We start from the raw sequence: 21,083 nt of genomic DNA, 5'->3' as shown, positions 1-21,083 counted from the left end.
TTTCACAAATAACCACCCCATCATACCCTTCCGTTAAGATAGCACCCCACGTTTACACGGTAATTTTGTAAACGTGACAGTTCTGTTCCTTTCGGAGACAGCCCCAGCTCATATTTCCAGAGAAGAAATATAAACTTCGGCAACTTTTCCTTTCAAACGGAGTTGGTGACATTCTCTGTGTCTCGTCCGTTTTACTCATAAAAGTCGCAACCTCTACCTCATCGGATTGATGAGGATTTGATATATTGCTAAGATTTTTAATATATGACAATTTTAATGAGTTTCTGAATATATTGCAAGATATTTTGTTAGGAAAAGTCAAAAAATATCGGTTATTGTATAGGAAACGCTTGCAAAACTCCACCCGAACCTACTGTTATGTAACAAAAAATAAAGAAAGAAATTGTTATACAAATGTTTCGCAAAAAATATTAAAAAACCCTTTAAAAATAAAAGAAAATTCTGAAAATATAATTCGACATTCATAATAAGGTCATATTTTTTGTTATAATTAGAGTAACGTTTAAGCAAAAAAAGGGGAAATTAACATGAAATTAAAAACAGAAAGGCTCTATATAGTACCGTGTACAGAAGAGAGTATTCACGTTGCTAACGAGCAAGGATATAATAGTGGTCCACATATTGTAGCGCATGTAGAAAATGTAAAAAAAGATGAGAATGTATTACCTTGGGGTGCGTGGTATGTCATTCGCAAAGAAGATGACATCGTTCTAGGTGATATTGGGTTTAAAGGGAAACCAAATGAGGAACATACAGTAGAAATTGGTTACGGATTTATTGAGAAATATTGGAATAAAGGGTATGCGACAGAAGCTGTAAGAGAACTAATAAATTGGGCTTTTCAAACAGGAGAGGTAGAAACGATTATTGCAGAGACACTTCTTGAGAATAATAGCTCGATTCGTGTATTAGAGAAACTACATATGAAGAGAATTGGCACTACAGAAACGATGATTAATTGGAAAATAGAACAATAAAAAATACCGCTCGAAGTATATCGGGCGGTATTTTTATCGTTATGGTAGCATTTGTTTTTGATCATTCGGATATCCAGCTGTCGATGTGTTAGAACGCTTGGAATGATTGCGAACAGCAATGAAAATAGAAATAATAACGACAAGACCAACTGCCACGTAAGAAAGTGAAATAATAGTTGGATCAACTTTAAATGTAGTAAGCAGTGTACGAATGTTTGTAAAGATAATAAGGCCGCCAACTAATACGCCAAGTAAATGAGAAGGAACGATGCGCACTAACCATGCAGCGATCGGTGCCGCAACGATACCACCGAGCATGAGAGAAAATACCCAAACCCAACTTACTTGTTCCCAGCCAAGTGAAATGAAAAATCCGATTGTTGCAGCGAGTGAAACAGGAAATTCGCTCGTATCTACAGATCCGATAACTTTTCTAGCTTCATTTCCTCTTGCTAAAAGCACAGGTGTCGTAATCGGTCCCCAGCCACCACCACCAGTTGAATCAACGAATCCAGCAAATAAGCCAAGCGGAACAAGCTGTTTTGCAGACATACGTTTTTTTGAAGTAACAATTTGTTTTTGAATGAGGAATCGTAATAAAATATAAACCCCTAAAGTAAATAAAAATACGGAAATGTACGGTTTAATTACATCACCAGGTAAATTGCTTAAAAAACATGCCCCAATAAATGCGCCAATTGCTCCTGGTAATGTAAGCCTGGAAACGGTATATTTATCAACGTTTCCAAATTTGATGTGAGATGCACCAGAAGCGGCAGTTGTAACGACTTCAGCTAAATGAACAGATGCGGAAGCTACAGCCGGTGCGATACCAAACATTAATAATAGTGAGGTAGAGGTTACCCCATACGCCATTCCAAGTGCCCCATCAATCAATTGAGCGAAAAATCCAATAATAGCAAAGACAATTAATTTCTGCATAAATAATCCCCCTGTAAATAATAAATGAAAAAGGCACTTTTCCCGTATGAGAAAAGTGCCTTTGGTTTTTCCAATCAGCAATAATTAAATTTGTTTTATTATAATACATATTAATCGTATAAATCAACTGGGTTTTAAAGTTTTTTGAATTGAATGAAAGAAAAATAAAATATACAATAAAAGGATGGAGAGAAAGGGGAGAAAGACATGTTACGATTTGATCATCTCGTACACGCAGTACATGGTACACCGGAGGAAGCGGCAAAACAAATACAGGAGCGTGGATTTCATACTGCAATAGGCGGAGAGCATACGACCTGGGGTACTTGGAATAGTTTATGTTATTTTGATTTATCATATATAGAATTTTTAGCAGTTCGGCATGAAGAAAAAGCGAAGAAAGCAGACAATCCATTAGTACAAGAAACAGTAGTAAAATTACAAGACGGAGAAGGAATGCTACAAATCGCAATTCGAACAGATGCCATTGAAGACCTAGCAAATAATTTTAGTAAGCACGGTTTACATACGATAGGACCATTTGAAGGGAAACGTATGAGAAAAGATGGCCGCCTTTTAGAGTGGAAAATGTTATTTATAAAGCAAGAAGAGAACGGACCGAAATTACCTTTCTTTATACAATGGAATGAAACGAACGAAGAAAGAAGAAACGATTTACGTAACATAGGGACGATCACTGAACATAAAAACAAAGTACAACAAATTGAAACGATTCATTACGCAGTGAACAACGTTCGAGAAACAGTACGGAAATGGAAAGAAGTAATGGGGCTAACTGCAAGCCAGGTCGTTAAAAATGAAGAATGGAATGCAGAGTGTCAAAGTGTATCGTTTGGTGACGTTCATGTACAGTTTTGTGAACCAATAGGAGAAGGGTTAGTACTAGAACGTTTGAAGAATCATGGTGAATATCCATTTGCAGTGGAGTTTAAAGGTGAAAATAAACGAGAGTATGAAGTGTTAGGTAGTTTGTACATATATTGATAGAGGTGAACGTTGTGAAGGAAATACTTAGAGAGATAGAGAGAAAACTAGAATGGCCTCGTATTGTAAAGTGTACAGCTATTTCAAAAGGTTTTTCACATGAAGAGAAATATAAAATTGAATTAAAGAACGAAGAAACTTATTTTGTAAAAGTATGTACTTCACTTTTGGCAGCTGTACTCATTATATGCAGCAATGACATTCCCAGCTGATATCGTATGGACAAACCGAAGCACGCCACATTTAGTAAATGATATGAAAGAGAGATTAAACCGAATTATCGAAGATCATAACAATTTTTCATCCTATATTCCAAAATGGTATCAATCACAACATGAGGATATAATAAACAATAAGTAATGGAGGGATTCATATGGATAAAATAGCGGTAATTTCAGATATTCACGGTAATATTCCAGCTTTAGAAGCTGTGCTGCAAGATATTAAATTAAGAGGAATCGAGCGCATCATTTGTCTTGGGGATTTAGTCGGGAAAGGTCCTCATTCTAGCGAAGTGATTGAAATCATTCGTAAAGAATGTGAAGGAGTTGTAATGGGGAACTGGGATGATTTCATTACAAAACCGACTGAATTTGAGGCATTAAAATGGCATCAAAAACAACTGTTGGAAGAACAAAATGACTATTTAAGAAGCTTACCATTTTCAATCGAATTTTTTATGAGCGGCAAACTCATTCGTATGTTCCACGCTTCACCGAGAAGTTTATATGAAAGAATACAACCACATGCCTCAAGGGAAGAGCGTATTAGTATGTTCGAAAATAGTGAGCTCACAGAGAATATAGAAGGAGAAAGAAAACCAGATGTCGTTTGCTACGGTGACGTTCACCAAGCATTCGTTCAAAATTTCAAAGGGAAAACGTTATGTAATGCTGGTAGTGTAGGCAATCCCCTTGAAATTACACAAGCTTCTTATTTAATATTCGAAGGATCTTACAATGAAAAAGAAGCAGCGAGCTTTTCTATTCAACTCGTACGTGTACCGTATGATATTGAATTAGCTATCAGACTTGCAGAAGAACTCGATATGCCAGAAATTGAAGAATACAAACAAGAATTACGGACTGCATTGTATCGTGGGTTTAAGGAAAAGTAAGCTAATCATAATATATCAACGATTTTTCAAATATATCTATCGTAACTTAAAATATATCAACGATTTTTTTAATATACCGACGATTCGGCAAAAAATATCGATTTACCGACAAATAGTGACATGAAAAGTTAATTATAATTTTGTTATGTAAACTAAATGAAGGGAGAAATATCATGAACCGAAAAAAACGAATCAAAGAAATTGCAGATCATATTTTAAAATTAAATTTAACACATCCAATAAGAGTTGGAGTAAGTGGTATTACAGCTTCAGGAAAAACAACATTTGCAAATGAACTAGCGGAAGAAATAAAAAAACGAGGTTTACCAGTAACACATGCTAGCATTGACGATTTTCATAATCCAAGATTGATTCGTTATGCACAAGGTAAAGAATCTGCAAGAGGGTATTATGAAGATGCACACGATTATATAGCTTTTAAAGAAAGGTTATTAAAGCCTTTAGGACCTAACGGGAATTTACAGTATGAAACGATTTCCCATAATTTAAAAACGGATATCCCTGTACATAATGAGCCGCTATTGGCTCAACCCAATATGGTGGTAATTGTAGATGGAACATTTCTATTCAAAAAAGACGTTGAGCATTTATTCGATTACAAAATTTTGGTAGATACAGATTTTGAGATTGCGAGAAAACGTGGTGCAGAGCGTGAGACGGAGGCTTTTGGAAGTTATGAAGAAGCAGAGAAGATGTTTTTGAATAGGTATCATGCGGCCTGTAAGATGTATATAGATGAGCATAATCCGAAAGAGTGTGCGGATGTTGTATTTCGGAATAATAACTTTGATGATCCAGTAGTTGTATTTAAAGAAATTTAATATTGTTTATACAGCAAAAAGTTTGTGAAGGGGATGCTTTGGATGGATAAAAAAGAGAATCCGAACGATTGGCCTGTATGGGCGAATGAGTCAGTAGAGATAGTTAATGCAAATCCTGATTGGCAAGATAAAGGTCGATGTGAAGAGCAGCAATTATATGAACTGCTTGCTCCTCTAGGTATAGGCAAAGTAATACATATAGGAAGTACATCCATACCTGGTTTACCTGCAAAACCTATCATTGATCTAATGGCTGAAATAGACTCATTTGAAAGAGTACTAGAGATTTCAGCTACATTGGCCATATATAATTGGCATTATGTAAGCCCAGAATTAGATGAAAGACCTTGGAGAAGGTTCTTTGTGAAAGTTAAGAATAATAGGCGTGTAGCTCACCTGCATTTGATGATTAAAGGAACTGAGCGATGGGAGCAACAACTTTTATTTCGTAACCGCTTACGAGAAAATCCACAATTAGTTTAAGAGTATTCAAATCTGAAACAAGATTTAGCTAAAAGATATAACCAAGATAGAGAAGCATACACAAAAGCTAAAACAGAATTTATTAAACAAGTTCTAAAATGATTAAATTTTTGATTGTAACTACGTTTGAATACAAAAGAAAAAACATAATTTATTTTATAAATTAAACTTACATGAGATGCATGTAAACAAAGTGAGAGACTGCGATGTTCTAAAGTATTTCCTTTTATTTATCAGGATAAATTATATATAATTGAATCAAGTTCATATAAGGATAGGCAATTACAGGGGATAAGGCGAAAATATGTTAATAAAGTATAAAGGGGATAGGAAATAAAATGAATGAAGTACTAGAATTAAAAGAAGAACTACTACAAATTAAAAATAATAATTATGCTGTACCAGAAGATGTAGATGCATATCCGTATGCACAGTGGATGCTAGATTATATCGGATCACCTGATGCTGAATTACGCGATGATTTAATTTATAGTACGCTTCATACATGGATTACAAATGATGTGTTTAGACAAAAAGAGTTAAGAGGATTAATGTTACAAGCAATTAGTCCTGATTATTTATTTTATAAAATTGGTGAAAAGGGCACAGACTCTGTTTTTAAACGTACATTCTCCGTATTAATTCCACCACTTATTTTATCTGTTCATGAAAGAGAACCGTTGTTATCCGAAGAACAACTGTACAGTGTAGCAGAACAAGTGCTGGAATATGTATATTTAGAAGAAGATGTAAGAGGCTACGTAGAAGGAAAAGGTTGGGCACACTCTACGGCACATGCGGCTGATGCACTAGATGCGTTAGCACGTACAATACAAAATCGTGAGTTTTCATATGCAATACTAGCTGCTGTTCGTCAGAAGGTTCGCTTACATGATTACGTATATATACACTTTGAGGATGAGAGATTAGTAACGCCAATTATGTCGTTACGTAACCAAAATATTTTAACTGGAGAAGAATGGAGCAATTGGCTACATAGTATAGCAACTGTAGAAGATATCCGACATCCGCAGCATGCTATTTTAGTACAAAATATTAGAACTTTCCTAAGAAGTTTTTATTTCAGAGTTTTAGAGGCAGAAGGTAGTACAGCCTTTACAGATGATATATTGGAGACTTTGAAGGGTTTACGTAGGTATTAAAAGTGATTCATCCTTAGAAACAATGAATAGATATTAATTTTGAAAAATTTATTAGAAATTTATTTTTATATTGTACCCTTTCAATATAGGTTGAAAGGGGTGTCAAATGAAAAAATTATTGAAGTCAGTGAAAATAATATTTTTAATGTGTATTAGTATGATTTTCTTTGGAACAGGCGCTGTATTTATATATCATAACTATCAATTAAAAATCGAATCGAAATTAATGAAGAATGAAGGTGAACTTGTTAATTTCGATAATAAAAAAGTGAATATTTATAATGAGGGGAGCGGGGAGGATACGTTTGTATTTATGGCCGGATCTGGAATTGCCGCTCCTGTTTATGAATTGAAAGGCTTATATAGTAAATTTTCAAAAGAAAACAAGATTTCTGTAATTGAGAGAGCGGGTTATGGATACAGTGATGTTTTTCAAGATGATAGAGATATTGATACGATATTAGAACAAACGAGAGAAGCGCTTATTCGAAGTGGAAATAAACCACCTTACATTTTAGTACCACACTCTCTATCGGGAATAGAGGCTATTTATTGGGCACAAAAATATCCAAGTGAAGTAAAAGGGATTATTGCGTTAGATATTGGTTTACCTAAACAGTACGTAACTAATAAAATAGGTATGCTTGATTCATTAAAAATAAAAGGGATGAATATTTTAACGAAATTTGGTTTTCAGAGATTAGCTCCCTCTATTACTTATAATCCCGAAGTCATTCGTCAATCCTTTTTAAACGAACAGGAAAAAGATATTTATAAAGCGCTTACGTATAAGAGGGCTTTTACTGATGATATGAAGCAAGAACTTTTACAAAGCTACAATAACAGTAAAAAATCAAATTCCTTATCGATCCCAAAAGAAACACCAATGTTATTTATAGATGCGATTGCTAGGCAATATAAAGATTCGAAGTATACAAAGCAAAAAAACGAAGATTATAAGGAGTTTGCTAGCAAGTTATTAATAGCTGATGTAAAAATAATTGAAGGTACACATAGCATTTATTTATACGCTCCTGATGAAATATACAAATTTACTATGGACTTTATTAAGAATAAAGTAATGAAGAACTAAGCTATTGTTATTTTAGTGATGAAAGGTCTACATAATGAAAGTATATAACATATTAATTGTTGAAGACGATTTGATTATAGGAGATTTATTACAAAAAATTTTACAGCGCGAGAAGTATAATGTGTGTTGGGAAAAAGAGGGAAGGAAAGTTCTTGATGTAATTCATGAAATAGATTTAGTCATAATGGATGTTATGTTACCAGGCGAAGATGGTTATCAAATTACAAAGAAAATAAAAAATCTAGGATTAAATATTCCAATTATATTTCTATCAGCTAGGAATGATATGGATAGTAAACTAAAAGGTTTGACTATTGGAGAAGAATACATGATAAAACCTTTTGATCCTAGAGAGTTGTTGTTAAGGATTCAGAAAATGTTAGATAATCAATATGGTACATTCACGCAAATTAACCATTTAGTTATAGATGCAGAATATAAAAGAGTTTTCATTAATGATTTGCGTAATGAAGTTGTTTTTACAGCAATCGAACGTAAAATATTCTTCTATTTATATGAAAATAGAGATAGAATTTTATCTAAAGAACACTTCTATGATTACCTATGGCAACTTGAAGATAGAAATCAAAATATCATGAACGTACATATAAAGAAAATCAGGACCAAAATTGATGATAAAACAGGTGATATTATTCAGAACATATATGGAGAAGGGTATAGATTAAATACCTATATGAAGAAATGAACTTAAAGAAAAAATATCAGTTACTATTACTCTCCGCTATTATTAGCGTACCACTGTTATTGTTGTCAATTAGTATCTTTGTATCATTTATTTATAATGTTGTCTTTAAAACTAAAAATAAGAACATTCCTTTTCACGAATCCTATGCATATCCTACGATGTTAATCATATTTTTATTATCACTATTAATATTAGCTTTTGTATTTTCAAAATCGATTAACACAGTATTAAATAAAATTAATGTATTAAATCAAACGATTCGTGATTTAGCTAGTGATAAAAAAATCCCTAATATAATAAATGTTAAAAGTGATGATGAAATGGGAGAGCTGATTAAATCAGTAAATTTGCTTATAGAAAGAACAACTTATCGAGAATTAGAACTACAACAACAGGAACAAATAAAAAAGGAACTATTAAATAAATTACGGCATGATATTAATACACCCTTAACAGCAGTCAGATTACAATTATATTATTTAGAAGGTGAGTACAAGGAACAAGCACCAGTACTTGAATCACTGTATGAGCAGATACAATATATAAGTGATTTAACTAACGAATTTAATATTCAATCTACAGAGACCTTAGAGAATACTTATATTGTGAATGATGAAGTTAATATACATAATTTAATAGAAAATATGGTTAAAAAATGGAGCTATTTGTATAGCATTCATAAAATTGAATTAGTATATAATCTACAAGATAAAGAGTTGATATGGAATAGTAATGAGTTATGGATGCAAAGGTTATTTGATAATATTTTTCAAAATGTCCTTAAACATTCTAAAGCTAAAAAACTCAAAATTATTATAGATGAAGATATTGTTTCCTTTAGAGATAATGGGATTGGGTTTGATATAAATAGTAAAGGTACGGGACTTGGTTTGAAAAATATTGAAGATATATCAAAGATGTTCGATATAAAATACACTTTACAATCAAATAGTGAGGGTACTATGTTTTCATTTGAAAATACTAAAGTTTAGAACAAATTACATAAAACCAATACCTCACAACCATACTAATAAAATGTGTTGGAGGTGAATGTTATGGACGAAAAAGACTTTGAAAAAGTTTACAATGATTACTTACATCAAGGAGAAGAGCAAGCTCAATTTGAAGTTGACCATGAAGTCAATTCAGGAGCAGAACAAATTGTTGCCGTTCGTAAAAATGATGATGGTGATTTAATAGCGTTTAAAACAAGTAGCGGGAGAGAGTTAGATTATATGACTGCTCTTAGTGAAGCGAAATCAGGGAAGTTAGCTCATGTGGACGTATTTCATAAGTATGGTAGAGATATTTTACGTAGTGAACCTGATGGAATAAAGGAAAATAACTTAGATAATTTACCTTCATTTTAAAAGGGTAAACCTCAAGAAGAGAATGTTCATTTCGATATTCTCTTCTTTGTTTTGCGAAGTTTTCCTTGCAAATAGACGGTTCATTTTTAAAGTGCAATCATACTTTTAAAGAGCGCTCTAAATTTCTCTTTATCTTCTGCTGTAAATGGTTTTGGACCTTTTGTGCGTTTGCCGCTTTTTCGAACCATTGCACTTAAATACCGAGTTTGTAACAATTGTTCAATGTTGTCATTCGTATACTTATAGCCTTTATGGTGTAGAACGATACAGCCTTTTGCTAAAGCGAGCGAAGCAAGACCGTAATCTTGCGTTACGATTAAATCTTCTTTTTTGGCTAATTGCATAATTCGGTAATCTGCAGCATCTGCTCCAGAATCAACATAAATTGTTTCCACACCTTTTGGCTGCTTCGCATTAGAATAATGAGAAAAACTAGTAACAAGGGTTACAGGGATTTCTACATTCGTAGCTTCTAAAATAATTACATCTTTTACAGGACATGCATCTGCATCAACGTAGATTTTCATTTTTATCACTCCTAAAAATAGGTTCGAGTTGATGATAATGGTAGATTTTTCTTTTGTCAAACGAGAAAGCTTTATTAAAAGTTATTTTCCACAAACTAAAATAGCCTCACGCAAACGTGAAATACCTTCCTCAATTTGATTAATATTCACTTTTCCATAAGATAAACGAATATAACCATCTTTCGCGCCGAAAATACTACCTGGCATAAATGCGATTTCTTGTTTTAAACTTTGCATAATAAGTTGTTTTTCGTTTATCGGCTCTTTTAATTTCCCCCATATGTATATACCACCAGTAGGATTAGAAAAAGAGATTTTATCGTGAAGTTGCTCATTTAGGGCGCGAACGATAACGTCTCTTTTTTCTGCTAATTGTTTTCGTAACGGTACGATATGAGATTGAAATGGTACAGTTTCAAAAAATTGTTGCATAAGCCACTGCGGGAAAATGCTCATACCTAATTCCATTTGGTGCCTTGCGTCAGATAACCTTTCTACTACAGACTGCGGAGCGACAAGCCAGCCAACTCGTAAGCCTGGTGCAATCATTTTTGATAAGGAATGTACATAAATGACTGTCCCATTTTCATCTATTGATTTCAAAGTAGGGCAAGGTTGTTTCTTTTCTAGTGTAAGTAAACTAGATGGATCATCTTCCACAATCGCAATTCGTAAATCTGCGCAAAGTGATAACAGTTTTTTTCTACGGTTTGGATGCAGCATTGTGCCCGTAGGATTTTGGAAATTTGGATTTAAAAAGATCATTTTAATACGGTGTTTTCTATATAACTCTTGCACATCATCTGGATTAATACCGTGTTCATCGACAGGTAGCGGGAAAATACGAATACCTGCTGATTGGAATAATGGTAAAGAATAACAGTGTGAAGGACTCTCGAAAGCGACTGCATCACCGGGATTTAATAAACATTGAACGATAAGGTGAAGTGCTTGCTGTGCGCCAGATGTAATCATAATCGATTGTTCGGTCGCTTCAACTTTTAAATATTCCTTCATATATTTTACTACCGCTTGTCTTAGCGGGAGATACCCTTGCGGATGATCGTAACTTAATGACTGCGTTAACGGTTGTTCTCGTAAAATTGTTTGTAGTTGATCGTGAGGATAGAGGTTACAACCGAGCTCTCCGTTGGCAAAATCTATTATATTTTCATTTTGTTGTACTTCTGCTCGAATATGGCGAAGTAACGGTAAGTTTGGTAAAAACGTACCACCTTCTACGAAATTTCTCCAGTTCGGCGTTAATGTTGGAGAAACGCCCCACATATGTGTACTTACACGTGTACCTTTACCAGTCGTACTTTCTACAATTCCCATAGCACGTAGTTCATTATAAGCAGTCGTTACTGTACTTCGGTTTACATTTAACTGTGTAGCTAATTTCCGTTCTGAAGGGAGGAAGCTACCTGGAGGAAGTTCTCCGTATGTAATACGTTTTTCAATAAAGTCAACAACTTGCTGATAAATAGGGATTTTACTGTCACTATCTAGCTTCCATTCCATAAAAAATGCCTCCGTATCTTTTCACTACATCAAGTATAACAAATTGGCTGGGTAAAAAAACAGCCAATTGGACGGTGCTATATCCAGCCAATTTTACTATGCTAAATATGGAAGGGGAGATTCGGATGAAAAGATGGCAAATGGAATGGCTCCTAGTATCAGTAGCATTAGTATGGGGAGCGAATTATACAATTGGAAAATATGGCGTGGCATATATGTCATCCATTCAATTTAATAGTTTACGATTTTTAGTAGCATCTCCGGTATTATTACTTATTACATTTTTAATGGAACGCTCATTACGTATTGAAAGAAAAGATTGGTTACGATTAATAGCAGTCGGTATCGTTGGTACGGCAATGTATCAAACGATGTTTATGCTATCTGTGAAATATACTTCAGCAACGAACGCCTCATTATTAATTGCGATGTCACCTATTTTTACAGGGATATTAGCAGTATTGCACAAACAAGAACGTTTTTCGATGAAAGTACAAATTGGTTCAATAATAGCGTTTATTGGTGCAGCATTCGTTTTATTAACAGGACATACAGGAGGAGCTACTTACGAATATGCGTGGCTCGGAAATGTAATTGGATTAGTCGCAGCAATTGCGTGGGGATGGTATCCAATTTTAGCACAACCTCTTATTACAAAATACTCCGCAATGAGAGTTACATCATGGTCTACTTTAATTGGAATTGTACCTCTCGTTATATACTGTTTATTCAACGTAAACACATTAACTTGGCCAGTAGATATGCCAAGCTGGGGTTCATTAGCATATTCAATCATCTTTGCGACCATCTTCGGACTAGCAATGTGGTATGTCGGTATTAGTAAAATCGGTTCAACGAAAGTAATGGTTTATATGTATCTCGTACCATTATTCGCAGTTATCTTTGCGGCAGTAACAATTGGAGAGCAAATTAATATGATGCAACTCGTTGGCGGACTTATTATCTTTATTGGCTTATATGTTGTAAAAAAAGGCGGAATCAAAAAGCCAGCTCTCAATTTGAAAAAAGTAAGCTAACAGTAAAAAAGGATCTCTTTTACATAGAAGGAGATCCTTTTTGCTTTTGTAAAAAAAGCGCTTGTTCAACGGCCCATTTTTGATGATCATGAATGAGAAGCTCTACAGCAAGTAAAGGAGACATCCACCTTAGAACATGATCATCCTCACAGTTTTCAGTTTGTTTCTGCACCATGTTCGCAATATAAAAGAACCCGTCATTTAAATAATATATATCTTCCTTTTCTGCATAAAAATATCGAGCCGCATTACCGATATATTGATCAATTTCAATTGCCCATCCTAATTCCTCTAGTAGTTCACGGTGCAAACACTCTTCTTTTGTTTCATTACCTTCCATACCACCACCAGGTAAAAAGTAACGGTCTCCTTTTTGGATAACAGCAATCATTGAAGAAGATGAATGGAAAATAACTGCATAACAACTAGGTCTTAATACATAATGAACGGTACGCTTTTTCGAGCCAAACGTAAGTTTTGAAATCATAAAACACGACCTTTCCTTGTAAAATACATAAAAGGGATATTAAGGTAAATGCAGAATGATATAAGTATAATCTTAATAGATTGGAGTGGTAACAACATGATAAATCGAAAATGTTCAAGATGTAAAGAAATAACGGGTACAATACATGGGGGTAAAAAAATAAAGGAAGAATTTTTGTGTGAAGATTGTCTGCAAAAAGGAATTGCAAGCGGGGAAATCGAATTATCACAAGTGGAGCAAGAACAAACTTCGTATCTTTCTATAAAAATATTAAAAATAATGAGTGTGATTTATTTAATAGCATCTATTTTTATGGCTTTTTCAACCGGTCCATTTATACATAATATAGGATTTGATGAAATGTCAATTTCAGGCTCAGAATTAGGTCTGATAAGTATTGTTATGTTAGGCTCTATATTCCAGTCTGTTCTTGTATTTTGCGGGATTTGGGTATTCATCCTTTTAGTAGAAACGGTCATTAAAATTTATGGAAAAATGAAGTGAGTGAGAGGGAGAAATATATGCGAGTAAGAAACATACAAGGGGAAGATTATGTAAAGATTCATTCTGTTTTAAATGATTGGTGGGGCGGGAGAGACATAGCTTCCATGTTGCCAAAATTGTTTTTCGTTCACTTTCAAGAAACGAGTTTTATCATTGAAGAAGATGGCGAAACGTTAGGTTTCTTATGCGGATTCTTCTCACAAACGCATAAAGAGGAAGCGTACGTTCATTTTATTGGTGTCAATCCGAAGTATAGAAGAAGAGGAATCGCATCGACATTGTATTCATATTTCTTTGATATTGCTCGTGCAAATAACCGTAAAGTTGTAAAAGCAATCACATCACCAGTTAATAAAAAATCGATACTATTTCATCAGGAAATTGGCTTTCGAATTGAGGCTGGGGATGATGAAATAGAAGGTGTATCCGTACATTCAAATTATGATGGAAACGGCGGTAGTAGAGTTTTATTTTTAAAACATGTGTAAAAGTAGGCTAGCGCGGAGTTAGCCTTTTTGCTGTGAGGAGATAAAAATATGGAGAGTAAACAAAGTAGAAATGAATACTTACGACGTATTTATAAGGTGCAAGATTATATAGAATCACACATAAATGACTCACTTTCAATTGAAGAGTTAGCAGATGTAGCAGGATTTTCAAAGTTTCATTTTCATCGTATTTTTAAAGGAATAGTAGATGAGCCATTATCACGGTATGTAAACCGATTGAAGTTAGAAAGGGCAACAAATCTACTAACATATCGCACAGATATGACGATTACACATATTGCGTATCACTTTGGGTTTACAGATTCAGCAGTTTTCTCCCGCACATTTAAAAATTATTACGGTGTAAGTCCGTCTCAATATCGAAACGACAATAGCAAGAATTGCAAAGACGTAAGTGAATCTTCTCAATACAATGAGTGTAAGAAGGTTCGAGGAAATGTTGAAATTGTAACAGCGGATAATATAAACGTCGCATACATAAGACATATCGGTACATATGAAGAATTAACGATAGCTTTTCAGAAAATGATAGAGAAATTATTTTATTACGCAGCGAAGGAACACTATCATGTATTTGAAGATACGAAAGTATTAACCATTTACCACGATCATCATGAATTTACTGAGGACAATCATTTAAGAACTAGTTTATGTATAACAATTCCGAATGAGTCCGCAGTAGAAACGAGCGACATTGGAATAATGGTAATACCTTCTGGAAAGTATGCGGTAGGTCATTTTGAAATATTCCAAGATGAATATAAAGGAGCATGGGATTTCTTATACGGTGAGTGGCTTCCAAATAGCGGATATAAACCGAGAGATTCGTATCCTTTTGAAATGTATAAAAATGACCCAAGGCAGCACCCGGAAAATAAACATATAGTTGATATATATGTACCTATCGAACCTTTTTAATTGTAGATTAAGGAGGAAGAAAGATGGAAATAGTTAAAAAGTTAGATGATATTATAAAAGAAGAATATAAAAATATTAATGGGGTGTTAGTAGTACAAAAAGGGGATTTTATTTTTGAACAATATTATAACGGCCACGGTCCAGATGATGCATCTCATATAGCGTCAGTCACAAAAACGATTATTTCTGCGTTAATTGGACTATGTGTAGATAAGGGGTATATAAAAAGTGTTGATCAAAGAGTAATAGAATTTTCCCCGGAATATAACGTTAATTCATCTGAAATAACAGTACGACATCTTCTTACGATGACAACTCCATATCCTTTCGTAGACTGGCAGGAACCGTTAGAAGAATTATGTACACAAGAGGATTGGGTACAGTATACACTTAATAGAATGGGGAATGGCGGAGAAATCGGATCTTTTAAATACTCATCTGCAGGAGCTCATTTACTATCAGCGATCATAACGAGTGTAACAGGAAAAAGTGCCCGTGACTTTGCGAATGAGTACTTATTTCAGCCACTCGGCATGAGAGAAATTCCAAACTACAATATGAAAGCATTTGGATTCGATGACTTATTCGGAAAAGATGTAAAGGGATGGGTTCATGATCCAAATGGTATTTCGACAGGCGGCTGGGGACTTACGTTAACAGCTAAAGATATGGCTAAGTTTGGACAGCTGTATTTGAATGAAGGTATTCATAATGGAAAACAAATACTATCAAAATCCTGGATAAAAGAATCGACAACAATGAACCAAAATCAATATGGTTACTTATGGTGGTTACGAGAAGAAGATGGAATCTTTTCATACTGTGCAATGGGCGATGGTGGGAATGTGATTTGTTGTATTCCGGAGAGGGAATTGGTGGTGGTGATTGCCTCTGAAATTATACCAAATGCAGGGGATAGATGGGAATTGATTGTGAAATATATTCTTCCTTGTATACGGTCAAATAAATAATTTTAGTAAAAAGATGGTGTGAATTGGAGATTCATACCATCTTTTTGTTTTATGACGGAAAGTTCAGGGGAATGTAAGGGTTGTGTGAATAAATGTAAATATTAGGAATTATAGATATAAGACTATTTTTTTTATGTATAATGAGGACAAGGCCTGAAAATACTTAAATATTTAAGTGAACATATTAAACAAGGGAGATTGAGTTTATATGAAAAACTTACTTCAAAAAACTTTAGCTACAACAGGGCTAACTGCTTGTTTATTAGGTATGGTTTCTTCTGTTTCATTTGCTTCGATTAGTTGGGATTCTTATGGAAAATGGGATGGAAGCGGAGGGAAAGCTACAGGATACGCCTACACTGCGCAAAAAAATGAACCTCATTTTTACAAGATGACTGTAAGAGCTAGCTTTGATGATGGGTCTTCTAAAGAGGCATCACGGGATAATGCTAAAATTACAGATCGTGTGGACGTTAAAGTTTCATCCAGAGGGCCAATTACCACAGGTTATTCGGGTCATGAATGGATAATGAAAGGTGATAATGCATACACCTCAAAGGAAATGAAAATTAAATAAAAATCAACAAAAACTGTGAAAAAGGATAAATACCTTTTTCGCGGTTTTTAAAATGAGGAGGATATATGAATCTAGTATTAAAAGAAATAGCGGTGAACAAAGCAATATTCATTATGTTATTTATTGGGTTTGTATTGACGATATGGCCGATACTTATAGCAATGTCGACGCGAGATTATTATAATGAGAAATTTTATGATAGTAAAAATGGTTATTTTAATTATTACTACTCCATTCAGCTAACTGGTATGGGAGAATTAAATTTTAAAGAATTTCAAGAGTTAGCAGAATCAAATTTTATAAACTCTAGCGTTATTACAAATGATATTCGTACTACTATTCCAGGTATCGGCCACGTAACAATTAATGGTCTCCTTAATAAAAATTGGTCTCCACCTTTGCTAAAAGGTTCACAGATGGAACAAGATGAAGAAAATAGTGTAATAGTGGGGAAGAAAATTTATAAGGATATGGAAACAATAAAATTATTTAATAAGGAATATACAGTTAAAGGCGTAGCTGGAGCAAGTACTGGATATGAGTATAATATTAAAATTTACATCTCTCTAAATGACATGCCAGATGAAGTGAAACAAATGATACAAAATGAAAATACATTTCAAATGATCGTTCGTTCTAACGAAAACCCTAAAAAGGAGATAGATACCTCCATACAGCATATGAAGCAGAACAATAAAGATATAAATGCCAAAGTGATAAGTGAAAAAGAGAATTTTGAGAAAGACAAAAACTCAAGTAAAGCCGTGAAAGAGTTACTTAGTTTTCCATATAGGCTTTTTTGTATAGCTTTAATTACCAGTATAATAGTAAGTTATTATTGGATTTATACGAAGAAAAAAAGTCTGTCGCTAAGGAAAGCTTTGGGAGCAAGTAATGTAAATCTTTTTATTTTTATATTTAGTCAATTATTCTTATGTGCAATCACTGCATCAGCCTGTGCAATATGCATACAATGGATTTTTAGCACTTTGAGTAAAAATATTATAGAGTCTACAAGCTATAGCATTGGTTTACAGTCTTCTCATATTACAATGTGTGTATTTCTTTCACTTTCTATAGCTTTTTTCCTCTCTATTATACCATTTGTATATGTGCTTAAAAGTGAACCTGCTAAAGCCTTAAAGGAGTAAAAATGATGAGAATAAAAAGTGCGTTCCTAGCATTAAAAAAGAGATTTCTATTTTCAGTACTTCTGCTAATACAAATTACATTTGGATTAGCAACTATAACGAGTTCAATTAATGTATTTTATAATTTACACCATCTAAACGATAAATCCAGCTCTGTATTAAATGTGGATAAAACATATTTAGTTACTTTTGAAAGGACGACAGATAGGTTACAAAGCAATCAATTTAATAAAGAGCAAATTCAAGCGGTTTATAATACAATTCATCAAAATAAAGATGTGATTTCGTATGGTACATACGAGGAGAGTTTAATTGAAATAGAATCAAGTAATAGGCCACTTCAAAACAGTATGATTGATGATTTGAAACATAAAACGTTTCACGATGAAAGACCTACTGTTCAAACAATTGTTGTAGATGAAAATTACTATCAATTGTTACATTTACCTTTAAAACCTGAAGAAGTCTTCTTGCATGAAGACTTTCAAAAAAATAGTGAAGACAAAACAAAGGTATTAATGGGTTCTTACTTTAAGAAATATTTTCAGGTTGGGGATACAATTAATAATCAATATACAATTATAGGCTTTTTGCCAGAGAATAAATTTATCGTAAATAATAATTCAACGAACGTATATTTGAAGTTGGATTACGCAATGATAATGCCTATGTCATCTGATAGATATGAAAACTATGAAGGGATGTTTTTAAGACTACATCAAAGTACAGTTTTACATTTACAAAAAGATGTCGATATAAAGAAACTAGAAGAATCAATTCAACTTAAAGGAAACGGTGGTACGTTTCATTTGAAAAATTTAGGTGATGAAATAAATATAGATGTTACTATTAACAGCTATTCTGAAATACCTCAACTTATAATAGGAATATTATTCATTCTATTCTCGATCGTCGGAATTGTAGTAACAACCATTGTTTCTATTTTGATGAGAAAGAGGGAATTTGGTATAAAAATAGTTTTTGGCGAAAGTAAATTTGGAATGTTTATTCAAATTGTTTTAGAAAACATTATTGTAGCAATAGCTGGCTTAGGAATGTCACTAGTTTACTTTTCATGGAGATATGGGAGGCTGTTGCAAATGTCAAAGGATTTTAAAGTAGCATCGGTATTAGACTTTGAATTGAATATGCCTATAATATTTTTAGTATTTCTTTTCTTATTATTGATAATCATTGTCTCGAATTTCATTGTCTTCTTATTTATTAGAAAGCTTGAACCGAAAATATTAATAGGTGGGATGGAATAATGAGTTTAATTGTATTGAAAGACATTAAGAAGGTGTATAGTAACAAGAACCACAATACGTTCGCGTTAAACGGTATAAACTTAACGATAAATAAGGGGGAAATTATAGCGATAATGGGGCGATCAGGCTCAGGAAAAAGTACCCTATTAAATGTTATAGGATTAATTGATATGCCAGATGAGGGTGAATATACGTTAAATGAAAAAACATTAACTGAAATTAGAGCAAATAAAGTTCATAAAACAAGAAATGAAATGATCGGATTTATTTTTCAATATTTCGCATTGTTAAAAGAGCATACTGTACTAGATAACGTAGCACTACCACTCACATATAGAAAGCTAAAGCAACGTGAAAGAGAAAATAAGGCGAAGTTCTATTTAGAAAAAGTAGGGTTAAAAGAACATATGCATAAAACACCGGACGAGCTATCAGGTGGACAACAACAGCGAGTCGCTATTGCAAGAGCATTAGTAGGCGAACCAGAATTAATATTGGCAGATGAACCGACCGGAAATTTAGATAGAAAAACAGGAGAAGAAATTATGGATCTACTATTACAACTGAATGAAGAAGGACGAACGATTATTATTGTAACGCATGATATTGAAGTAGCGAATCAGTGTAATAGAATTATTGAGTTAGTTGATGGGGAAGTTGTGCGGAGTTAAAAATTCAACTAAGATACATCAAAACAATTGTTTTTTATTTAAGAATCCATGTTGATTTATTTTTCAAAATGGATTCTATTTTTGTTTGTAGAATTAAAATAAAAAACAAATCCACCGTAACTTTTCACACTAAAAAATCGTTAAACATATAGAAAAGATTTTTAATCATGAATGGGGGAGAACTATGAAGATTCTAATACTAGGTGGTACACGTTTTTTAGGAAGAGCTTATGTAGAAGAGGCGTTGAAAAGGGGACATGACGTTACATTATTCAATCGCGGAACAAACAATGAACTTTTCCCTGAAGTGGAGCAGTTAATCGGTGACAGAAATGATGATGTTTCAAGTTTAGTAAATCGAAAATGGGACGCGGTAGTCGACACATGTGGATTTTCTCCGCATCACATTAGAAATGTTGGAGAAGTCTTACAGGATAATATAAAGCATTATATATTTATCTCAAGTCTATCCGTGTATAAAGATTGGATTCCGCATCATATAAAAGAAGATTATATATTACAACCCGAACCAACGGGTGATCAAATAAAGGCTGTGGAGAATGGTGAAGTTTCTCCTTATGAGTATTACGGTGCGCTGAAAGTATTGTGTGAAAAAGAAGCAGAGAAGTATTGGCCGGGGCGTGTTTTACACGTAAGAGCAGGACTTCTTTCAGGGATATTTGATTATACAGATCGGCTTCCATACTGGATTGGGCGTGTAGCAAAGGGAGGAGAAGTGTTAGTTCCAGGAAGAAAAGAGCGTCCAGTACAGATAGTTGATATAAAAGACGTCGCAAACTGGGGACTAAACATGGCAGGAAATAATAAAGTAGGTACATTCAATGTTACAGGTCCGAATTATGAATTGACAATGGAAGAGCTATTAAATACGTGTAAAAAGGTTACGAATAGTGATGCTGCATTCGTTTGGGTAGATGAATCATTTATGAATGAACATAAAGTACAGCCTTGGACAGAGATGCCACTATGGCTTCCAGAAACTTTTTCATTAGAAGGTGAGACGAAGCCGTGGAACGGTGGTTTTTCTATTAGTATTGAGAGTGCTGTTAAAGAAGGACTTACTTTTAGAAGGTTAGAACATACAGTTACAGACGTGTATGAGTGGATGAAGAGTGTGGATGAATGGGAATTTAAAGCAGGTATTTCAGGCGAGAGGGAGAAGAGGTTGTTAGAAAAGTGGTATCAATAAATTTAGATGA

Annotated in this window: 24 protein-coding genes, 2 pseudogenes and 1 riboswitch; of the genes and pseudogenes, 22 read left to right on the top strand and 4 right to left on the bottom strand. The window is 33.8% G+C overall.

The annotated features are described in order from the left end of the window. Nucleotides 1-31 precede the first annotated feature (31 nt). A riboswitch (Lysine riboswitch) is annotated at nt 32-224 on the bottom strand. Between the two features lie 324 nt (nt 225-548). Next, nucleotides 549-998 (top strand): GNAT family N-acetyltransferase, encoded by a 450-nt coding sequence (locus tag QCI41_RS05380; RefSeq protein WP_353838065.1) that lies wholly within the window; start codon nt 549-551, stop codon nt 996-998. Nucleotides 999-1,037: 39 nt separating this feature from the next. On the opposite strand, the gene QCI41_RS05375 is transcribed toward QCI41_RS05380, so the two are convergent. Continuing rightward, complete coding sequence (locus tag QCI41_RS05375; protein WP_353838067.1) at nt 1,038-1,940, bottom strand: sulfite exporter TauE/SafE family protein; 903 nt, start codon at nt 1,938-1,940, stop codon at nt 1,038-1,040. Nucleotides 1,941-2,147: 207 nt separating this feature from the next. Between QCI41_RS05375 and QCI41_RS05370 the strand changes: the two genes are divergently transcribed. The 11 genes and pseudogenes from QCI41_RS05370 to QCI41_RS05325 all read left to right on the top strand — a co-directional run bounded on the left by QCI41_RS05370 (nt 2,148) and on the right by QCI41_RS05325 (nt 9,719). Continuing rightward, nucleotides 2,148-2,945 (top strand): VOC family protein, encoded by a 798-nt coding sequence (locus QCI41_RS05370; protein ID WP_353838069.1) that lies wholly within the window; start codon nt 2,148-2,150, stop codon nt 2,943-2,945. A 14-nt stretch (nt 2,946-2,959) separates the two neighbouring features. Continuing rightward, entirely contained in the window at nt 2,960-3,157 is a 198-nt protein-coding gene (locus QCI41_RS30645) for a hypothetical protein (RefSeq protein ID WP_483299057.1), read from the top strand. Continuing rightward, nucleotides 3,105-3,305, top strand: a pseudogene (locus tag QCI41_RS30640) (aminoglycoside phosphotransferase family protein); the annotation flags it as partial. The gene QCI41_RS30645 and the pseudogene QCI41_RS30640, both read left to right, overlap by 53 nt. Before the next feature lie 13 nt (nt 3,306-3,318). Continuing rightward, complete coding sequence (locus QCI41_RS05360; RefSeq protein WP_353838070.1) at nt 3,319-4,062, top strand: metallophosphoesterase family protein; 744 nt, start codon at nt 3,319-3,321, stop codon at nt 4,060-4,062. Between the two features lie 173 nt (nt 4,063-4,235). Next, on the top strand, nt 4,236-4,904 hold the full coding sequence (locus tag QCI41_RS05355; protein ID WP_353838071.1) for a nucleoside/nucleotide kinase family protein: 669 nt from the start codon (nt 4,236-4,238) through the stop codon (nt 4,902-4,904). A gap of 42 nt (nt 4,905-4,946) precedes the next feature. Continuing rightward, a pseudogene (locus tag QCI41_RS05350) lies at nt 4,947-5,489 on the top strand (GrpB family protein). A 236-nt stretch (nt 5,490-5,725) separates the two neighbouring features. After that, entirely contained in the window at nt 5,726-6,550 is an 825-nt protein-coding gene (locus QCI41_RS05345) for a DUF2785 domain-containing protein (protein WP_353838072.1), read from the top strand. 106 nt (nt 6,551-6,656) lie between these two features. Next, the gene (locus QCI41_RS05340; protein WP_353838073.1) at nt 6,657-7,643 is read left to right on the top strand and encodes an alpha/beta fold hydrolase; all 987 of its coding nucleotides are present in this window, start codon (nt 6,657-6,659) and stop codon (nt 7,641-7,643) included. A 34-nt stretch (nt 7,644-7,677) separates the two neighbouring features. Beyond that, nucleotides 7,678-8,349 carry a response regulator transcription factor gene (locus QCI41_RS05335; RefSeq protein WP_353838074.1) on the top strand — a complete coding sequence of 224 codons (672 nt, stop codon included), beginning with the start codon at nt 7,678-7,680 and terminating at the stop codon, nt 8,347-8,349. Then, the gene (locus QCI41_RS05330; protein WP_353838075.1) at nt 8,346-9,341 is read left to right on the top strand and encodes a sensor histidine kinase; all 996 of its coding nucleotides are present in this window, start codon (nt 8,346-8,348) and stop codon (nt 9,339-9,341) included. The genes QCI41_RS05335 and QCI41_RS05330 overlap by 4 nt, the downstream gene beginning before the upstream one ends. Before the next feature lie 63 nt (nt 9,342-9,404). Then, nucleotides 9,405-9,719 (top strand): DUF3892 domain-containing protein, encoded by a 315-nt coding sequence (locus QCI41_RS05325; RefSeq protein ID WP_353838077.1) that lies wholly within the window; start codon nt 9,405-9,407, stop codon nt 9,717-9,719. A gap of 86 nt (nt 9,720-9,805) precedes the next feature. On the opposite strand, the gene QCI41_RS05320 is transcribed toward QCI41_RS05325, so the two are convergent. Next, nucleotides 9,806-10,246: a YaiI/YqxD family protein gene (locus QCI41_RS05320; protein WP_098274021.1), complete on the bottom strand. Its 441-nt coding sequence runs from the start codon at nt 10,244-10,246 to the stop codon at nt 9,806-9,808. Between the two features lie 81 nt (nt 10,247-10,327). Further along, on the bottom strand, nt 10,328-11,770 hold the full coding sequence (pdxR, locus tag QCI41_RS05315) for a MocR-like pyridoxine biosynthesis transcription factor PdxR (protein WP_327972522.1): 1,443 nt from the start codon (nt 11,768-11,770) through the stop codon (nt 10,328-10,330). Between the two features lie 125 nt (nt 11,771-11,895). Between pdxR and QCI41_RS05310 the strand changes: the two genes are divergently transcribed. Next, the gene (locus QCI41_RS05310) at nt 11,896-12,807 is read left to right on the top strand and encodes a DMT family transporter (protein WP_264462191.1); all 912 of its coding nucleotides are present in this window, start codon (nt 11,896-11,898) and stop codon (nt 12,805-12,807) included. A gap of 19 nt (nt 12,808-12,826) precedes the next feature. Here the strand turns inward: QCI41_RS05310 and QCI41_RS05305 are convergent, their stop codons facing one another. Next, the gene (locus QCI41_RS05305) at nt 12,827-13,294 is read right to left on the bottom strand and encodes an NUDIX hydrolase (protein WP_000624004.1); all 468 of its coding nucleotides are present in this window, start codon (nt 13,292-13,294) and stop codon (nt 12,827-12,829) included. A 96-nt stretch (nt 13,295-13,390) separates the two neighbouring features. Between QCI41_RS05305 and QCI41_RS05300 the strand changes: the two genes are divergently transcribed. The 9 genes from QCI41_RS05300 to QCI41_RS05260 all read left to right on the top strand — a co-directional run bounded on the left by QCI41_RS05300 (nt 13,391) and on the right by QCI41_RS05260 (nt 21,073). After that, nucleotides 13,391-13,798, top strand: coding sequence for a DUF3980 domain-containing protein (locus QCI41_RS05300; protein WP_353838078.1), 408 nt, complete (start codon nt 13,391-13,393; stop codon nt 13,796-13,798). A gap of 17 nt (nt 13,799-13,815) precedes the next feature. Then, nucleotides 13,816-14,286, top strand: coding sequence for a GNAT family N-acetyltransferase (locus QCI41_RS05295; protein WP_353838079.1), 471 nt, complete (start codon nt 13,816-13,818; stop codon nt 14,284-14,286). A gap of 48 nt (nt 14,287-14,334) precedes the next feature. Continuing rightward, nucleotides 14,335-15,225, top strand: a complete 891-nt coding sequence (locus QCI41_RS05290) for an AraC family transcriptional regulator (RefSeq protein WP_353838081.1) — start codon at nt 14,335-14,337, stop codon at nt 15,223-15,225. Nucleotides 15,226-15,248: 23 nt separating this feature from the next. After that, entirely contained in the window at nt 15,249-16,196 is a 948-nt protein-coding gene (locus tag QCI41_RS05285; RefSeq protein WP_353838082.1) for a serine hydrolase domain-containing protein, read from the top strand. A gap of 208 nt (nt 16,197-16,404) precedes the next feature. Continuing rightward, nucleotides 16,405-16,773 (top strand): hypothetical protein, encoded by a 369-nt coding sequence (locus QCI41_RS05280; protein ID WP_098048446.1) that lies wholly within the window; start codon nt 16,405-16,407, stop codon nt 16,771-16,773. A 65-nt stretch (nt 16,774-16,838) separates the two neighbouring features. Next, the gene (locus tag QCI41_RS05275) at nt 16,839-17,924 is read left to right on the top strand and encodes an FtsX-like permease family protein (RefSeq protein WP_353838083.1); all 1,086 of its coding nucleotides are present in this window, start codon (nt 16,839-16,841) and stop codon (nt 17,922-17,924) included. A 2-nt stretch (nt 17,925-17,926) separates the two neighbouring features. Continuing rightward, nucleotides 17,927-19,192: an ABC transporter permease gene (locus QCI41_RS05270; RefSeq protein WP_353838084.1), complete on the top strand. Its 1,266-nt coding sequence runs from the start codon at nt 17,927-17,929 to the stop codon at nt 19,190-19,192. Then, a complete protein-coding gene (locus QCI41_RS05265) occupies nt 19,192-19,863 on the top strand; it encodes an ABC transporter ATP-binding protein (RefSeq protein WP_353838085.1) in 672 nt (223 codons plus the stop codon). Before QCI41_RS05270 ends, QCI41_RS05265 begins: the two co-directional genes overlap by 1 nt. Nucleotides 19,864-20,047: 184 nt before the next feature. Beyond that, nucleotides 20,048-21,073, top strand: a complete 1,026-nt coding sequence (locus QCI41_RS05260; RefSeq protein WP_353838086.1) for an SDR family oxidoreductase — start codon at nt 20,048-20,050, stop codon at nt 21,071-21,073. Nucleotides 21,074-21,083: the final 10 nt, after the last annotated feature.

The sequence above is a fragment of the Bacillus cereus group sp. MG4 genome, from assembly GCF_040460055.1.
GTDB classification, from domain to species: Bacteria; Bacillota; Bacilli; order Bacillales; family Bacillaceae_G; genus Bacillus_A; species Bacillus_A wiedmannii.
The sequence above is the reverse complement of the archived record's forward strand: the minus strand, read 5'-3'. Positions and strand labels throughout refer to the sequence as shown.

Excerpts from the sequence above, each read along its gene's own strand:
- QCI41_RS05380 (WP_353838065.1), top strand. The coding sequence starts at position 549 with ATGAAATTAAAAACAGAAAGGCTCTATATAGTACCGTGTACAGAAGAG.
- QCI41_RS05375 (WP_353838067.1), bottom strand. The coding sequence starts at position 1,940 with ATGCAGAAATTAATTGTCTTTGCTATTATTGGATTTTTCGCTCAATTG.
- QCI41_RS05370 (WP_353838069.1), top strand. The coding sequence starts at position 2,148 with ATGTTACGATTTGATCATCTCGTACACGCAGTACATGGTACACCGGAG.
- QCI41_RS05360 (WP_353838070.1), top strand. The coding sequence starts at position 3,319 with ATGGATAAAATAGCGGTAATTTCAGATATTCACGGTAATATTCCAGCT.
- QCI41_RS05355 (WP_353838071.1), top strand. The coding sequence starts at position 4,236 with ATGAACCGAAAAAAACGAATCAAAGAAATTGCAGATCATATTTTAAAA.
- QCI41_RS05345 (WP_353838072.1), top strand. The coding sequence starts at position 5,726 with ATGAATGAAGTACTAGAATTAAAAGAAGAACTACTACAAATTAAAAAT.
- QCI41_RS05340 (WP_353838073.1), top strand. The coding sequence starts at position 6,657 with ATGAAAAAATTATTGAAGTCAGTGAAAATAATATTTTTAATGTGTATT.
- QCI41_RS05335 (WP_353838074.1), top strand. The coding sequence starts at position 7,678 with ATGAAAGTATATAACATATTAATTGTTGAAGACGATTTGATTATAGGA.
- QCI41_RS05330 (WP_353838075.1), top strand. The coding sequence starts at position 8,346 with ATGAACTTAAAGAAAAAATATCAGTTACTATTACTCTCCGCTATTATT.
- QCI41_RS05325 (WP_353838077.1), top strand. The coding sequence starts at position 9,405 with ATGGACGAAAAAGACTTTGAAAAAGTTTACAATGATTACTTACATCAA.
- QCI41_RS05320 (WP_098274021.1), bottom strand. The coding sequence starts at position 10,246 with ATGAAAATCTACGTTGATGCAGATGCATGTCCTGTAAAAGATGTAATT.
- pdxR (WP_327972522.1), bottom strand. The coding sequence starts at position 11,770 with ATGGAATGGAAGCTAGATAGTGACAGTAAAATCCCTATTTATCAGCAA.
- QCI41_RS05310 (WP_264462191.1), top strand. The coding sequence starts at position 11,896 with ATGAAAAGATGGCAAATGGAATGGCTCCTAGTATCAGTAGCATTAGTA.
- QCI41_RS05305 (WP_000624004.1), bottom strand. The coding sequence starts at position 13,294 with ATGATTTCAAAACTTACGTTTGGCTCGAAAAAGCGTACCGTTCATTAT.
- QCI41_RS05300 (WP_353838078.1), top strand. The coding sequence starts at position 13,391 with ATGATAAATCGAAAATGTTCAAGATGTAAAGAAATAACGGGTACAATA.
- QCI41_RS05295 (WP_353838079.1), top strand. The coding sequence starts at position 13,816 with ATGCGAGTAAGAAACATACAAGGGGAAGATTATGTAAAGATTCATTCT.
- QCI41_RS05290 (WP_353838081.1), top strand. The coding sequence starts at position 14,335 with ATGGAGAGTAAACAAAGTAGAAATGAATACTTACGACGTATTTATAAG.
- QCI41_RS05285 (WP_353838082.1), top strand. The coding sequence starts at position 15,249 with ATGGAAATAGTTAAAAAGTTAGATGATATTATAAAAGAAGAATATAAA.
- QCI41_RS05280 (WP_098048446.1), top strand. The coding sequence starts at position 16,405 with ATGAAAAACTTACTTCAAAAAACTTTAGCTACAACAGGGCTAACTGCT.
- QCI41_RS05275 (WP_353838083.1), top strand. The coding sequence starts at position 16,839 with ATGAATCTAGTATTAAAAGAAATAGCGGTGAACAAAGCAATATTCATT.
- QCI41_RS05270 (WP_353838084.1), top strand. The coding sequence starts at position 17,927 with ATGATGAGAATAAAAAGTGCGTTCCTAGCATTAAAAAAGAGATTTCTA.
- QCI41_RS05265 (WP_353838085.1), top strand. The coding sequence starts at position 19,192 with ATGAGTTTAATTGTATTGAAAGACATTAAGAAGGTGTATAGTAACAAG.
- QCI41_RS05260 (WP_353838086.1), top strand. The coding sequence starts at position 20,048 with ATGAAGATTCTAATACTAGGTGGTACACGTTTTTTAGGAAGAGCTTAT.